We start from the raw sequence: 14,828 nt of genomic DNA, 5'->3' as shown, positions 1-14,828 counted from the left end.
CCCCGGCACCGTGCTCGGCCGGCGTGCCCGGCCACTTCGCGTACGGACCGCGGTGGGACCCACGCATGCGGGACGCCCGGGTGGGAGGGAGCGATGATGCGGGCGCCGGCACCGGCCGAAAACCCGGCGGGCCTTTGGGTCCGGGGCGGCTCACCGGCCGTTGCGGGCCCGGGTCCATGCGGCGTCGCGCAACAGGCGCAGGCCATTGAGGCCGACGATGACGGTGGAGCCCTCGTGTCCCGCGACCCCCAGCGGCAGCGGCAACGTGCCGACGAGGTCCCAGATGACGAGCCCGGTGATGAAGACGGCCGCGACCATCAGGTTCTGCACCACGAGGCGGCGGCACCGGCGCGAGAGTGCCACGGCGGTGGGGATGGTGGCGAGTTCGTCACGGACGACGACGGCGTCGGCGGTCTCCAGAGCGAGATCCGAACCGGCTCTGCCCATGGCGATTGCGGTGTGGGCGGCGGCGAGTGCCGGGGCGTCGTTGACTCCGTCCCCGACCACGAGGACCTTCCGCCCGGCGCTCTCCATCTCCTTGACCGCACGCACCTTGTCCTGCGGCATCAGGCCGGCCCGGACGTCGCCGATCCCGACATCGGCGCCCAGACGAGCGGCGGCGCGGGGGTTGTCGCCGGTGACCAGCACCGGAGCACTGCCGGTGAGGGCGGTGAGGCGGGCGACGGTGCCCTGGGCGTCGGCACGCAGCCGGTCGGCGATGCCCAGAGCGCCGGCGGGCGTGCCGTCGAGGACGACCAGCACGGCGGTACGGCCGTCTTCCTCCAGTTCCGCGACGAGCTCGGCGGCCGCTTCGTCCCCACGGCCGTTCAGCAGACGGGCGGGGCTGCCGACGGCGACGGTACGGCCGTCCACCGTCGCGGTGACGCCGGCACCGGGGGCGGAGGTGAAGTCCTTCGCGGTGGGCAGGGCGAGACCGCGGGTCCGGGCGGCCTCGGTGACGGCCCGCGCGAGGGGGTGCTCGCTGGGATGCTCGGCGGCGGCCGCCAGAGTGAGCAGGTCGTCCGGTGTCGGGCCGGAGGCCGGCAGCGGGCGGATGTCGGTGACGCGTGGGGTGCCTTCGGTCAGGGTGCCGGTCTTGTCGAGGGCCACGGCGTCGATCTGTCCGAGGCGTTCCATCACGACGGCGGACTTGATCAGCACGCCGTGCCGTCCGGCGGTGGCGATCGCGGAGAGCAGCGGCGGCATGGTGGCCAGGACCACGGCGCACGGCGACGCCACGATCATGAAGGTCATCGCCCGCAGCAGCGTCGGCTGCAAGGCCGCGCCGAAGGCGAGGGGCAGGGCGAACAGGGCGAGGGTGGCCGCCACCATGCCGATCGAGTACCGCTGTTCGACCTTCTCGATGAACAGCTGGGTGGGGGCCTTGGTCCCGGAGGCCTCCTCGACCATGGCGACGATCCGGGCGATCACCGAATCGGACGGGTCACGCTCCACCACGACGCGCAGTGCGCCGGTGCCGTTCAGCGTCCCGGCGAAGACCTCGTCGCCCCGTTCCTTGGTCACGGGCAGCGGCTCGCCGGTGATGGTCGCCTGGTCGACCTCGCCGGCCCCGTCGAGGACCCGGCCGTCGGCGCCGACGCGCTCGCCGGGGCGCACCAGGATCACGTCCCCGACGCTCAACTGCCCGGTGGGCACCGGCTCTTCGGTTCCGCCCTCACCGAGGCGGGTCGCCGTGGCGGGCGCGAGGTCGAGCAGGCCGCGCACCGAATCGGCGGTCCGCGCGGTGGCGAACGCCTCCAGGGCGCCCGAGGTGGCGAAGATGACGATCAGCAGAGCACCGTCCAGCACCTGCCCGATCGCCGCCGCGCCGAGGGCGGCGACCACCATCAGCAGATCCACGTCCAGCGTCTTGCCCTTGAGGGCCTTCAGCCCCTCCCACCCGGGCTCCCAGCCACCCGCGACGTACGTCAGCGCGTACAGCGGGCCCCACGCCCACCACGGGGCACCGAGCAGGTGCAGGGGCAGTGCCGACAGGAACAGCCCCAGGGCGGCCGCGGCCCAGCGGGCTTCCGGGAGAGCCAGGATCCGGGTGCGCCGTCCGGCCGGGTCCGCGTCCCGCACCGGTTCGGCGGACGCGGCCGGGCGGGTGAGGGTGAAAGACATGGGCGGTGATCCTTCACACGAGACGGCGGAGTGCTTCGACTCCCGCACCATACAGGATCACATGAACACGCATTCATGTGTTCATCTCCGTAGGATGAGGCCATGGGCCACGGAGCTGACGCGAACACTGCTGCCACCGCGCGCGAGCGCCTCGACGCCGTGGGGGCCGCCGATGTGGCGGCCACCCTGCAGGCTCTCGCGACCCCGTCCCGGCTCCGCATTCTCGCCCGCCTCCAGGAGGGTCCGTGCCCGGCGACGGAGCTCGCCGACGCGGTCGGCATGGAGCAGTCCGCCTGCTCCCATCAGCTGCGGCTGCTGCGCAACCTCGGCCTGGTCGCCGGCGAACGCCGGGGCCGCTCGGTGATCTACGCGCTGTACGACAACCACGTCGCCGAACTCCTCGACCAGGCCCTCTTCCACGTCGAGCACCTGCGCCTCGGCCTGCACGACACCCCCGCGGGGGAGGCGGCGGGAGCCGGTGGCACGGTGACGGCCGATGGGGTGGTGACGGCCGCCCGCTGAAGCCGGGCAGGGAGCCGCCCGGTGCACCCGGACGGCAAAACCCTCCGGCCGGGCTCACCCGTTCATCCGGTGGCACCCTCCCGGGCGAGAACAGCCCCCAGGAATTCCCCGAGGATCCCGTCGAAGACCTCCGGCCGTTCCATGTTGGGGAAGTGCGCGGCGCCCTCGACCGTGGCCGCACGCCCGTCGGCGACGATCCGCACGAGACGTCGGCCCATGCCGATGTGGTCGTCCGAATCGATGCCGCCCTCGATCGCCAGCACCGGGACCGTGATCCCCGCCGCCCGCGTCCAGGTGTCGGTCACGGGCACACGCAGATCGGGTTCGCCGCCGGTGTGCTTGGCGACCGTCCGCACCGTCATCTCGCGCAGTCGGCGCACGACGACGGGGTCGACGTCATCGAGTGTGCGGTGCGGGCCCGCGACGAAGAGCATGAAGGCGTCGATCCAGCCTTCGACGTCTCCGGCGGCCAGAGCGTCGGCCTGCGCGGCCTGCACCTGCAGGACCCAGGGGTCATTGAACTCGGGCTCACTCGTTCCGGCGCCACTGACGACCAACGCACGCACCAGACCGGGGTGTTCGAGCGCGGTGTCGACCGCGGTGGCCGCCCCCATCGACACCCCGGCGAGGACCGCGGGGCCCGCGTCGAGGTGGCGCAGCAGAGCGGCCAGGTCATCCGTGTGACGGAACGGCCCGTCGGCGTTGGACGATCCGCCGTGCCCCCGGGCGTCGGGCACGATCACCCGGTGGGTCCGGGCGAGGGCCGGCACCTGGTCGTCCCACATGCCGTGGTCCAGGAATCCGCCGTGCAGCAGCACCAGAAGGGGGCCCGTCCCGATGTCGCGGTAGACGAGACGACCGTCGCCGATCTCGAAGGAGAACAGATCTGTAGAAGCAGTCATGACAACCAAGGTGTCATTTATTTCCCAACTTGGCAACCGAGGTGTCATGATGGCCGGGTGACCGACACTGAATCGCCCCTGGCTCCCGAGGATCTCGCCCACCGGCTCACGGAGGTCTTCGCCCTGGTCGGCCCGCTGTACAGACGGGTGCAGCGCAAGGTGGAGCAGGCCGCACCCATCGAGGGCCTGTCCGTCGGCGTGCGCGCCGTCCTTGATCTGCTGCGTGAGCACGGGCCGATGACGGTTCCCCAGATGGGCCGTGCACAGGCGTTGAGCAGGCAATTCGTGCAGCGCATGGTCAACGACGCGGTGGCGGCGCAACTCGTCGAGGTCATCCCGAACCCCGCCCACCGAAGGTCTTCGCTGATCCGGCTGACCGGCAGCGGCAGGGCGGCGATCACCGCCGCCCTCGTTCGCGAGCAGACGCTGCTGCGGCAGGTGGACGGGGACCTGACGAATGCCGAGGTGACGGCTTGCGTACGGGTGCTCAGCAGGATGCTCGACGTTTTCGACGGCGTCGACGTGGACTGACACCGACGCCCGTCGCGCCCGTCCACCGGGCGCGCCGGGTGTCCTCGCCGGTCTCCGTGCCACCGAGTGCGGAACCATTTCCCTGCGTCTACGCTCATATGTGGATCTATGCCGCCAACGCTCGTGACTCGACAGGAAGCGAGATCTCCATGGAGCGGCTCAAGGCGTCGGGGTTCGTCGGGGAACTCTCGGCGGAATTCCTCGGGACGATGATTCTCATCCTCTTCGGCTGCGGTGTGGTGGCGCAGGTCGTGGCCGGCGGAGCGCTCACCGATCCGCCGGGGGGTCTCGGGAATCACGACAGCATCGCCTGGGCATGGGGCCTCGGAGTCACCTTGGGTGTGTACGTGGCGGGCAGACTGAGCGGAGCCCACCTCAATCCCGCCGTGACTCTCTCGCTCGCCGCCTTCAAGGATTTCCCCTGGAAGAAAGTTGCTCCCTACGCGCTGGCACAGCTCGCCGGGGCTTTCATCGGGGCATTGGTGGTGCGCTGGAATTACGCCGAGGCCCTGGCCAAAGCCGATCCCGGACACACCATCAAGACGCAGTTCGTCTTCTCCACGCTGCCCGCCAACGGAAACCCCGCGCTTCCTGTCAGCGAATGGGGCGCGCTGCGGGACCAGGTCATCGGCACCGCCATTCTCGTACTGCTGATTTTCGCGGTGACGGACCTTCTCAATACGCCACCGGGCGCCAATCTCAGCCCATTCGTCGTGGGTCTCATCGTGGTGGCCATCGGTATGGCGTTCGGGACGAACGCCGGGTACGCCATCAATCCCGCTCGTGACTTCGGGCCCCGGCTCGCGAGTTTCCTCACCGGCTACGGAGGGGCATGGCGGGACCAGTACGGGAATTTCTACTACTGGGTGCCGATCGTGGGGCCGCTCGTGGGAGGCCTGGTCGGCGCGTTCCTCTACAAGACCTTCATCGGCCGCTTCCTGCCCACCGCGGAACCGGAGCCGGAGGGCACCATCCCCACACCGGCGCAGACGTGACGCCCGGTTCCTTCGTCGAGCACGGATCCAGGAAAGGCGGCACGCCATGGCGGACTTCATCGGCGCGGTGGACCAAGGCACCACCAGCAGCCGCTTCATGATCTTCGATCACGACGGGAACGAAGTGGCCAGGCACCAGTTGGAGCACGAGCAGATCCTGCCCCGGCCCGGCTGGGTGGAGCACGACCCGGTGGAGATCTGGGAGCGCACCAACTCGGTCATGCAGAATGCTCTGCGCGCCGGAGGTCTGAGCGCCACCGATCTCGACGCCATCGGGATCACCAACCAGCGTGAGACCACCGTCGTATGGGATCCCCGCACCGGCCGCCCGTACTGCAACGCCATCGTGTGGCAGGACACCCGGACCGACTCGATCGCCAACGCCCTGGAGAACGAGGGACACGGCGAGGTCATCAGGCGCAAGGCGGGACTGCCTCCGGCCACCTACTTCTCCGGCGGGAAGATCAAGTGGATCCTCGATCACGTCGACGGGGTCCGCGAGGCCGCGGAACGGGGGCACGCGGTGTTCGGGAACACGGACTGCTGGGTGCTGTGGAATCTCACCGGAGGTCCCGACGGCGGCATTCACGCCACCGATGTGACCAATGCCAGCCGCACGATGCTGATGAACCTGGAGACGCTCGACTGGGACGACGAACTGCTGGGCATTTTCGGCATTCCGAGGGTCATGCTGCCGGCCATCAACCCGTCGTCCGACGCGACGGCGTACGGCCGCACACGCACGTCACGGCCCCTGCGGGCCGCGATCCCGATCACCGGAGTACTCGGCGACCAGCAGGCGGCCACCGTGGGCCAGGTGTGCTACGAGCCGGGCGAGGCGAAGAACACGTACGGCACCGGCAACTTCCTCGTGCTCAACACGGGTACGGAGCTGATCCGGTCGCGGCACGGCCTGCTCACCACCGTCGCCTACCAGTTCGGCAAGGGCCCGGCGGTCTACGCCCTGGAGGGCTCCATCGCGGTCACGGGTTCGGCCGTGCAGTGGCTGCGGGACCAGATGAAGATCATCACCGAGGCCGCCGAGAGCGAATGGCTCGCCCGGACCGTCGAGGACAACGGCGGGATGTACTTCGTTCCGGCGTTCTCCGGCCTCTTCGCCCCGTACTGGCGCTCGGACGCCCGCGGAGCCATCGTCGGACTCGCGCGCTACCACACCAACGCCCATCTGGCGCGGGCCACTCTGGAGGCCATCTGCTACCAGAGCCGGGATGTGGTGGAGGCGATGGAGCAGGACTCCGGGGTCCATCTCGACGTGCTCAAGGTAGACGGCGGGGTCACGGCCAACGACCTGTGCATGCAGATCCAGGCGGACGTCCTCGGGGTGCACGTCAGCCGCCCTGTCGTCGCCGAGACCACCGCGCTGGGCGCCGCGTACGCGGCAGGGCTCGCCACCGGCTTCTGGCGCGACCGGGGCGAGTTGCGGGAGCACTGGCAGGAGTCGAAGCGCTGGGAGCCGCATTGGAGCGAGGAACGGCGCGCCGAGGGTTACGCCGACTGGAAAAGGGCGGTCGAGCGCACCCTCGACTGGGTGAGGGTGGAATGACACGGGGCCCGGCGACCGCGCCATACGGGCCTGATCCGGCCGGTACGGCGCGGCCGGATCAGGCCCCGGTACGCAGTCCGGCCAGCAGCTGGTAGACGGTCTCGGTGCCCTGCCGGAGGGCATCCACCCCGATGTGTTCGTCGGTTCCGTGCATGCGCTTGAGCATGTCCCGGTTCACGGTGAACGGGTACATGCCGTACACGGGTACGTTCTGTTCCCGGAACGGCACCGCGCTGGTGACCGCCTCGAACTGGCAGGCGGTGGCGCGTACTCCGGGGTGTGTCCGGCGTACGGCCGTCTGCCAGGCGCGGAAGACGTCCGTGTCGTAGCTGGAATCGGGCGTGGCGAGATAGCCGCGCAGCCGGTCCAGCGCCTGCTGCTCGCTCTCACCGGGGTTCCCGACCACGGTCAGCGTCGCCCGGTTGCCGATCAGTGAACGCAGTTCGGCGACGATCCGGCCCGGGTCGTCGGCGCCCGGCAGGAAGGCGGCCCGGAACTCCGCGGTCGCCGTGCCCGGCACGATGCTCGGGTAGTAGCCGGACTGCGCGGAGGTGAAGGCGAGCGTGGTCCGCAGCATCGCGTTGTGCAGCTCCGGGGTCTCGCTGAGCCGCACCACCGTTTCACCGGCCCTGTCCCGCTGCTGTTCCGAACGGGCGTCGAGCATCGCTCGGACGGCCTCGGCGAGCGGCCGGTCGGTGGTGGCCCCGGCGAGCTCGGCGAAGTACCGCCGGGACAGTGCGTTGGGGCGGATGCGGGCGCGCCAGTCCCCCAGTTGCTCCAGCACCTCGCCCAGTCTGATCACGGCCTGTCCGGTGAACGGCTTGGACGTGTGGGTGGCGTACGAGGAGGTCTCCAGGCGCAGCAGCAGGGAGCGTTTGTCGTTGCAGGTGAGCGAGGCGATCATGGGTGTCGTGCCGTCACGCTGGTTGAGCACCCAGCCGCCCTCGGTGACGACCGCGCCCGCCTCCACCTTGCCCGGGTGTTCGGTGAGGAACCAGCGCACCCCGTAGGGCCCCTGCTCCTCGTCGCAGTCGGACCAGAACACGATGTCGCGGTCGAAGACCGAGCCCTCCCGGACATGGCGCAACAGGGCGGCGACGAAGGCGGCGTTGACACCCTTCATGTCGAGCGCGCCGCGGCCGTACAGCTTGCCGTCCTTGATGTCGCCCGCGAAAGGGTCCGTCGTCCACGTGTCGCCGATGGCGGGGACCACGTCGGAGTGGCCCAGCAGGACCAGTGGTTTCTTCCGGGCGGGGCCGCCGGCGGGGACCCGGGCGAAGAAGTGGACGTTGCCCTCCTTGGGGGTGGGCACGATCTCGGTGCCCACCCCGGCCGCGCGGAAGATGCCCTGGAGCATCCGGGCGAGCGGCTGGGTGAGCGCTCCGTCACCGGGGTTGCTGGTGTTCTGGCGGATCATGGCCACGGCGAGGCCGACGGGGTCGGTGGGATCCCCGTCGAAGGTGACGCCGCCCGCAGCGGGTGCGGGCGCGGCCGATGCCCTGGGTGACGCCGACGCCACCGCGCCGAGGCCCAGCACGGTACCCGCGACCGCCGTCGCCCCGGCGCCGAGCACGGACCGGCGCGACGGCCGTACCCCGGGGAGGCCGTCCAGGCAGGCGGAGACGACCGCGGCCGGATTCTCCTGGTGGGCGTAGTGGCCGCCCTCGACGGACAGCGTCGTGCACTCGGCACGGGTCCAGTCGGCCCAGCGGCGTACGGTCACCTCGGGCACGTGCGGGTCGTCGGTGGCCCACACCGCGCGCAGCTCGACGTGCGGTACGGGGGTGCGGCTGCCGTCGTAGCCCGCGGCCAGTCGCAGATCGGCGATGACGGGGGGCAGCAGCACCTCCTCGAATTCGGGGTCCGCCAGCAGCTCCGGGTCGGTCAGCCCGGTCCCGGTGACGAAGGCGCGGGCGTCCTCGACGGTCACCTCGTCGCCATCGCCGTGGAAGTCACCGGGACACTGCCCGGCCACCGCGCACAGGCGCGCGACCGGCACCCCGGCGTCGAGCAGCCGGCAGCACGTCTCGTACGCGAGCAGCGCGCCGAGGCTGACGCCGATCAGCACCAGTCGCCGCCCGCCGCGCAGCCCGCGAATCTCGGCCGCCACCGCATCCGCGTAGGCCGCCATGCCGGTGACCGGCTCCTCGTCGACGCGGGTACCCCGGCCGGGCGGTGTGATCAGCGCGAGCGTGGTGTCCTCGGGCAGCAGGCCCCGCCAGTTCGCGAACGTCGAACCGTGCGCCCCGGTAGGTGCGAAGCAGACGGCGAGAGTACCGGCCGCGCCGCCCTGCGGCTTCTCCTCCGGCACGCTCAGCCATGGGACGCTCATGCCTGCTCCTCCTGCTGGGTCTCGCGGCACAGTGCGGCGATCGCACTGACGGTGGGCGCGCCGAGGATGCGGCGCAGTGGTACGCGCCGGCCCGCCGTGCCCGCCAACCGGTTGGCGAGCCGCACGGCGAGCAGGGAGTGGCCTCCGGCGTCGAAGAAGTTCTGGTCGGCCGACGCCGGCGGGGCGCCGAGCAGTTCCTGCCAGACGGCCGCGACGGCGGCCTCGGTGGCGTCGGACGGGGCGAATCCGGCCGTGTGTTCCTGCCCGATGCTCTCCACGAGCGTGCGCAGGGCGGTGCGGTCGAGCTTGCCGTTGGTGCTCAGCGGGAGCCGTGGGAGCTGCTGGATCCGGGCGGGCAGCATGTAGTCGGGCAGCCGGTCGCGCAGATACGCGCGCAGTGCGGCGGGGCCGGTCTCCTCGTCGGCGGTGACGCAGGCGACGATGCGCGTTTCGCCGTCCTCGCTCTGCGCGTACGTCCCCGCGTCGGTGATGTCCGGCGCCTTGCGGAGCGTGGCCTCGATCTCCTCCAGTTCGACGCGGTAGCCGCGGACCTTGATCTGGTTGTCGGCGCGACCGGTGATCTCCAGTGCGGCGTCCGGCAGTTGGCGGCCCCGGTCGCCCGTGCGGTAGTGCAGTACTCCGGTGTCGTCCGTGGTGAAGCGGTCCTCGCCGTCGCCGCCGAGGTAGCCGAGGGCGAGCGGTGGTCCGGAGACCCACACCTCGCCCGTCACACCGGGGGGCAGCCGTCGGCCGAGCCGGTCGCGGACCGAGAGCGAGGCACCGGCCACGGGGCTGCCGACGGGCACGCGTCGGGCGTCCGCGGGCAGCCGGGCGGTGTCGTAGGCGGCGACGTTGGAGGCGGTCTCCGTCATGCCGTACAGGTTGAGCAGTGTGGCGTCGGGCCAGACCTGGCGGAAGCGCAGGACCGTGTCCACCGGCAGGGTGTCGGCACCGCTGGTGACCAGTACGGGCTGATGCCCGCCCGGGCGTTTCGCGCTCTCCTCCAGCAGCCCCGTAATCAGTTGCGGGGTCAGGAACAGGTGCGTGATCCGCTCCTGTTCGACGGCCGCGGCGAACAGCACCGGATCGAGGAGCTCATCGGTGCCGAGCACGACGGACGGGATGCCCTTGAGGAGTCCGCCCAGCAGTTCCCAGGGCGAGGCGACCAGGGCGAGCGACTTCTGGACGGCCAGCACCGCGTTCCCGGGGAACGGATGGTCCTGCCACATCCACTCCAGCCGTCCGCGGACCGACCGCCGGCTGACGCGTACGCCCTTGGGGTTCCCGGTCGTGCCCGAGGTGTAGACGATGTGGAACAGCGCGTCCTCGTCCGGCTCCTGCTCGGGGGCCTGGTGCAGTGGGCCCTCGTCGAGACGGGCGAGCGTGACGCGAGGGGCGTCCAGAGTGGGGAACTGGTCGAGTCCGGGTTCGGCCAGCACGCAGTGCGGTCCTGTCTCCTCCACCATCCGGCGCTGTCGTCGCACGGGTATCGCGGGGTCGAGCCCGAGGTAGGCGGCGCCCGTCTTCAGTACGGCGAGGACTCCGGCGACGGCCGCCGGGCCGCGCTGAGCGGCGAGTGCCACCACTGTGCCCGGGCCGGTGCCCTTGGCGGCGAGCCGGGCGGCCAGCCGGCCACTCCATTCGTCGAGTTCACGGTAGGTGAGACTGGTGCCGGTGTGGCGCAGGGCTACGGCCCGGGGGCGGGCCGCCACCTGCTCGGCGAAACGTTCCAGCAGGGTCGGCATGGTCATCGGTGATCGTCTCCGGGCAGCAGATCGAGGGAACGGATGGTGGTGTGCTCCGCACGCTCCGGGTCGGTGAGGGCCCGCAGCGCGATCAGCGTGGATTCCAGTACGTTGCGTGCGGCCGGGGCGTCGAGCAGTTCCCGCTGGTAGGCGTACTGCAACAGCAGGTGGCCGGGACCGTGCGGCTGGACGTACAGCGCGCAGTCGTACTTGGTGTAGCCGGTGTCCAGTTCGACGAAGCGGAACCCGACGTCCGAAGCGGTGGTGGCACGCGCCGGGTACGGCAGCATGTTGAGCATGGTCTGGAAGACCGGTGTCGCCGAAGAGCTGCGCGAGGCCGCCGGTAGTCTCCGCAGCGTCCAGCCGAAGGGGTGCTCCGCCGCGGCGTACGCGTCGTACACGGTCTCCCGCACCTGTGTGGTGAACTCCGCGAGGGTCGCGGCCGGATCGCAGTGCAGGCGCAGCGGCAGCATGGCCAGGGTGAACGCCGGGACCTCGGCCGTCTCCGGCCGTTCCCGGCCCGCCATCGGTGCGCCCACGATCACCTCGTCGGCGTCGCTGTAGTAGCTCAGGGCCAGCGCGTACGCGGCCAGCAGCGGCACGAACGCGGTGGCGGAGGCGGACAGGGCGGTTTCGCGCAGCCGTTGGGACAGGTGCGCGTCGAGGACCGCCTCGGTGATCTCGCCCCGGTAGGTGGGTGTGGCGGGTCGCGGCTTCTGCGCGATCTGCAGCACCGGGAGTTCGCCCGCGAGCCGGCGAAGCCAGTACTCCCCCGCCTCGGCCACCTCCTCGGTGGCCAGCCGCGCCTCCACGTGGTCCAGGTAGCGGTCGTACCGGGTGGCGCGCTCCGGGTCGGGTGCGGCCGGCTGCTGCTCGTACAGCTCGGCGAGCCGCTGGAACAGCACGGTGGCACCCCAGCCGTCGAGGAGCAGTTCATGCATGGTGACCAGCAGCCGGTGCTGCCCGCCCGGCAGCCGGAACAGCTCGGTCCGCAGAGCCGGTCCGGCGAGGAGGTCGAAGGGCCTGGCAGCCTCCTCGGCAGCCACCGCGCGGAACTCGTCCACGGTGAGGTCCCGCGCCCGTGCGGGCAGCGGCACCTCCCAGTGCGGGTAGTGGTGCACCACCTCCTGCCCGCCCGGCTCGCCGGTCTCGGCGAACCGGGCGAGAAGGAGCGGATTCTCGCCGAGGAGCAGCTGCCAGGCCCGTGCCAGCCGTGCCACGTCCAGCGCCCCGTCCAGTTCCAGGGAGCCCTGGTAGCTGTAGTAGGGGCTGAGCGGGTCGAGTCGCCAGTGGAAGTAGACACCGGCCTGTTGCGGGGTGAGCGGCCGGGTCCTCGGGGCGTCCCAGGCATGCTGCGAGGGGCTGTCGGCCGTCCGCTGCTGGTGGCTGCCGAGTGCGGCGAGCGCGGCCGGGCTGCCGTCGCGCAGCACGTCGCGCAGGCCCGCGGCCGATCCCGTCCCGCGCAGGGCCGCGACCAGTCGCATGGCCAGCAGCGAGTCGCCGCCCAGCTCCAGGAACGAGTCGTTCCGGCCGACGCGTCCGGTGCCGAGGAGGTCGGCGACCAGGGCCGCGATCGCGGACTCCGCCTCGCCGCGCGGCGGCGTGTACGGGCGGCGGTCGGGACGGCTGCGGCGCGGGGGTGCGGGGAGCGCCTTGTAGTCCGTCTTGCCGTTCCGGGTCAGCGGGAGGCGGGGCAGGACGACGAAGGTGCGCGGCACCATCGGTGCGGGGAGCCGTTCGGCCAGATGGGCGCGGAGCGATTCCTCGGGCACCTCGGCGCCGGCGGCCGTGACATACGCGACGAGCCGTGGCAGCTGGGCGGCCACCGGGGTGTGGGCGCTCTCACGGGCCACCAGGGCGCCGGTGTCGTCGGGGGTGTGGACGGTGACGGCGCAAGCGGCGATCCCGGGGTGGCCGCCGAGCACCGCTTCGATCTCGGCGAGTTCCATCCGTACGCCGCCGAGCTTCGCCTGCCGGTCGACCCGGCCCAGATACTCCAGCTGGCCGTCCGGCAGCACGCGTACGGCGTCCCCGGTGCGGTAGAGGCGCCCGCCGCTGTTGCCGAAGGGGTCGGTGAAGAAGGCGAGTGCGGTGCGGTCCGGGTCGCCGAGATAGCCGCGGCCCACGACGAGCCCTCCGACGAACAGTTCTCCGCTCTCCCCCCGCGCACAGGCGTGCCATTCCCCCTCTTCGGCACGGAGCACGTAGAGTTCGGCGTTTCCGACGGGCGAACCGATCGGCAGATGGCGTACCCCGGCGGCCGGAGGGCCCAGTACGGCGTGGGTGACATCGTCCGAACACTCGGTGGGGCCGTAGGCGTTGAGCAGTCCGATGCCCGGCATGGCCTCGTGCCACCGTCCGGCCAGGGCGGGCGGCAGCTCCTCGCCGGTGGCGATCATCCAGCGCAGCGCGCCGGGGCCGGTCCCCGCGCTGTCGTGGGCGTCGAGCAGGAAGCGGATCAGGGTGGGTACGGTTTCCAGCACCGTCGTTCCGTGTCCGCGCAGCGCCTCCAGCAACAGCGCGCCGTCCTGCGCCAGTTCGTCGCCGAAGACCTGTACGCAGCCGCCGACGAGCAGCGGCGCGAGCATCTGCCAGACGGAGATGTCGAAGCCCAGTGGTGCGGTCTGGGCGAGCCGGTCGTCCGCGGTCAGGCCGAGGTCGTCGACCTTGGCCCACAGATGGTTGAGCATCCCCTGGTGCTCGACGACCGCGGCCTTGGGGCGTCCGGTCGAGCCGGAGGTGTAGAGGATGTACCGCACCTCGTCGGGGGCGGGCGGCGCTGTCCTGGTGTGCCGGGACTCCGCCGGCCGGGGTGTCGCGGTGGGCACGCCGGCCGCCCGGGCTCCCTTGACCAGTTCGCCACTGTGCTCCGGCCCGCCGGTGGTCAGCATGAGCACGGCGCCGCTGTCGGTGAGCAGGGACTCGACACGGGCGGCGGGCCAGCCCGCGTCCACCGGGAGGTAGACGGCGCCCAGCAGCTCCAGCGCGAGAAAGGCCGTGACCACGTCGCCGCCGCGCCGGCCGCCGACCGCGACGATCTGTCCGTGCGAGACCCCGGCGGCCGCCAGCCCGGCGGCGGTGCGGCGCATCCGGTCGGCCAGCTCGCCGTACCCGATGGATACTTCGCCGTCGTCGATCGCCGTGCGGTCCGGGCGCGCGGCCGCGTGCCGCTCGACGTACGCGTGGACCCCTTCACCCAGATCGTACGGTTCGCTGCGGGTGAGCGCCGCGGCGATGGCCCGCTCCCGCGTCCCTTCGGCCAGCGGAAGGACCGGATAGTGCTCGGGCAGGCCGGTCACCGGTCCCCCTTCTTCTCCGCCGTGACGAGCAGGTACTCGACGGGCACGCCCATGCCCCGTGCGTCGGTGGTGTGGAAACCCTCGGTCATCTCGACCATCTCCGCCCGCAGTTCCTTCCAGCGCGAGGGCGGCGAGATGGTGTTCCTCGCCGCGATGCAGGGGCCGAAGCAGTTCTCGAAGAAGGTGACCAGATCCTCCGCGGTACCGAACGGGTAGAAGAGTTCCCGGCGTTCGGACGTGATCGTGAATCCGGGGCCGAAGAGTTCGCCGAGATAGTCCCGGGAGCCCCAGAGCATGGGCTGTCCCTGATGGCCGTTGGGCGAGGGGAAGTACGCGGAGAGGATCTCCTGGAAGTGGGCGGTCCAGCTGCGTGCCGTCCAGTTGCACATGCCGATCCGGCCGCCGGGCCGCAGCACCCTGGCCATCTCTCCCGAGGAGGCGGCGTGGTCGGGTGCGAACTGGATTCCGTAGGTGGAGGTGACCAGGTCGAACGAGCCGTCCTCGAAGGGGAGTTCCTGCGCGTCGCCGCGGCGCAGCACCGCCTCGACACCGGCTTCCTCGAAGCGTTCGCGCGCGTCGGGGAAGAACTCGTCCGTCAGGTCCAGCCCGGTGACCACGGAGCCGCGCAGGGCGGACAGCAGGGCGACGTTGCCGTTGCCGGTGGCGATGTCGAGGTGGCGGGTGCCCGGTTCGGGGGCGAGCCGGCCGACCAGTTCCTCTGCGCCGGGCCGCAGCAGATCGGCGACGTGCCGGTACTCTCCGTACGACCACATGGTGCGGTTGATCTCCTGGACGTTCTGGTCGATCGTCATGC

10 protein-coding genes are annotated in these 14,828 nt (G+C 71.4%); 4 read left to right on the top strand and 6 right to left on the bottom strand.

What is annotated here, in order from left to right:
- Window positions 1-150: 150 nt before the first annotated feature.
- A complete protein-coding gene (locus tag ACF08M_RS07650) occupies window positions 151-2,124 on the bottom strand; it encodes a heavy metal translocating P-type ATPase (RefSeq protein WP_392184320.1) in 1,974 nt (657 codons plus the stop codon).
- Between the two features lie 102 nt (window positions 2,125-2,226).
- Here ACF08M_RS07650 and ACF08M_RS07645 point away from each other — a divergent pair, with 102 nt between their 5' ends.
- A complete protein-coding gene (locus tag ACF08M_RS07645; RefSeq protein ID WP_392184319.1) occupies window positions 2,227-2,646 on the top strand; it encodes an ArsR/SmtB family transcription factor in 420 nt (139 codons plus the stop codon).
- Window positions 2,647-2,708: 62 nt separating this feature from the next.
- Here the strand turns inward: ACF08M_RS07645 and ACF08M_RS07640 are convergent, their stop codons facing one another.
- Entirely contained in the window at window positions 2,709-3,548 is an 840-nt protein-coding gene (locus ACF08M_RS07640; protein WP_392184318.1) for an alpha/beta fold hydrolase, read from the bottom strand.
- Between the two features lie 57 nt (window positions 3,549-3,605).
- Between ACF08M_RS07640 and ACF08M_RS07635 the strand changes: the two genes are divergently transcribed.
- The 3 genes from ACF08M_RS07635 (at window position 3,606) to glpK (ending at window position 6,638) form a co-directional block, all read left to right on the top strand.
- Complete coding sequence (locus ACF08M_RS07635) at window positions 3,606-4,079, top strand: MarR family winged helix-turn-helix transcriptional regulator (protein WP_392184317.1); 474 nt, start codon at window positions 3,606-3,608, stop codon at window positions 4,077-4,079.
- Between the two features lie 149 nt (window positions 4,080-4,228).
- Window positions 4,229-5,074 (top strand): MIP/aquaporin family protein, encoded by an 846-nt coding sequence (locus ACF08M_RS07630; protein ID WP_392184316.1) that lies wholly within the window; start codon window positions 4,229-4,231, stop codon window positions 5,072-5,074.
- A 46-nt stretch (window positions 5,075-5,120) separates the two neighbouring features.
- Window positions 5,121-6,638: a glycerol kinase GlpK gene (gene glpK / locus ACF08M_RS07625; protein WP_392184315.1), complete on the top strand. Its 1,518-nt coding sequence runs from the start codon at window positions 5,121-5,123 to the stop codon at window positions 6,636-6,638.
- 58 nt (window positions 6,639-6,696) lie between these two features.
- Here glpK and ACF08M_RS07620 read toward each other — a convergent pair whose 3' ends face one another.
- The 4 genes from ACF08M_RS07620 to ACF08M_RS07605 are packed head-to-tail and all read right to left on the bottom strand — an operon-like array spanning window position 6,697 to window position 14,826.
- A complete protein-coding gene (locus tag ACF08M_RS07620; protein WP_392184314.1) occupies window positions 6,697-8,970 on the bottom strand; it encodes a M20/M25/M40 family metallo-hydrolase in 2,274 nt (757 codons plus the stop codon).
- On the bottom strand, window positions 8,967-10,721 hold the full coding sequence (locus ACF08M_RS07615) for an AMP-binding protein (RefSeq protein WP_392184313.1): 1,755 nt from the start codon (window positions 10,719-10,721) through the stop codon (window positions 8,967-8,969). The genes ACF08M_RS07620 and ACF08M_RS07615 overlap by 4 nt, the downstream gene beginning before the upstream one ends.
- Window positions 10,718-14,014 (bottom strand): amino acid adenylation domain-containing protein, encoded by a 3,297-nt coding sequence (locus ACF08M_RS07610; protein ID WP_392184312.1) that lies wholly within the window; start codon window positions 14,012-14,014, stop codon window positions 10,718-10,720. The genes ACF08M_RS07615 and ACF08M_RS07610 overlap by 4 nt, the downstream gene beginning before the upstream one ends.
- Entirely contained in the window at window positions 14,011-14,826 is an 816-nt protein-coding gene (locus tag ACF08M_RS07605; protein ID WP_392184311.1) for a class I SAM-dependent methyltransferase, read from the bottom strand. The genes ACF08M_RS07610 and ACF08M_RS07605 overlap by 4 nt, the downstream gene beginning before the upstream one ends.
- Window positions 14,827-14,828: the final 2 nt, after the last annotated feature.

The sequence above is a fragment of the Streptomyces sp. NPDC015032 genome, from assembly GCF_043080425.1.
In the GTDB taxonomy this organism is placed as follows: Bacteria; Actinomycetota; Actinomycetes; order Streptomycetales; family Streptomycetaceae; genus Streptomyces.
Note: the sequence above shows the minus strand (reverse complement) of the source record. Positions and strands in the feature narration are given on the sequence as shown.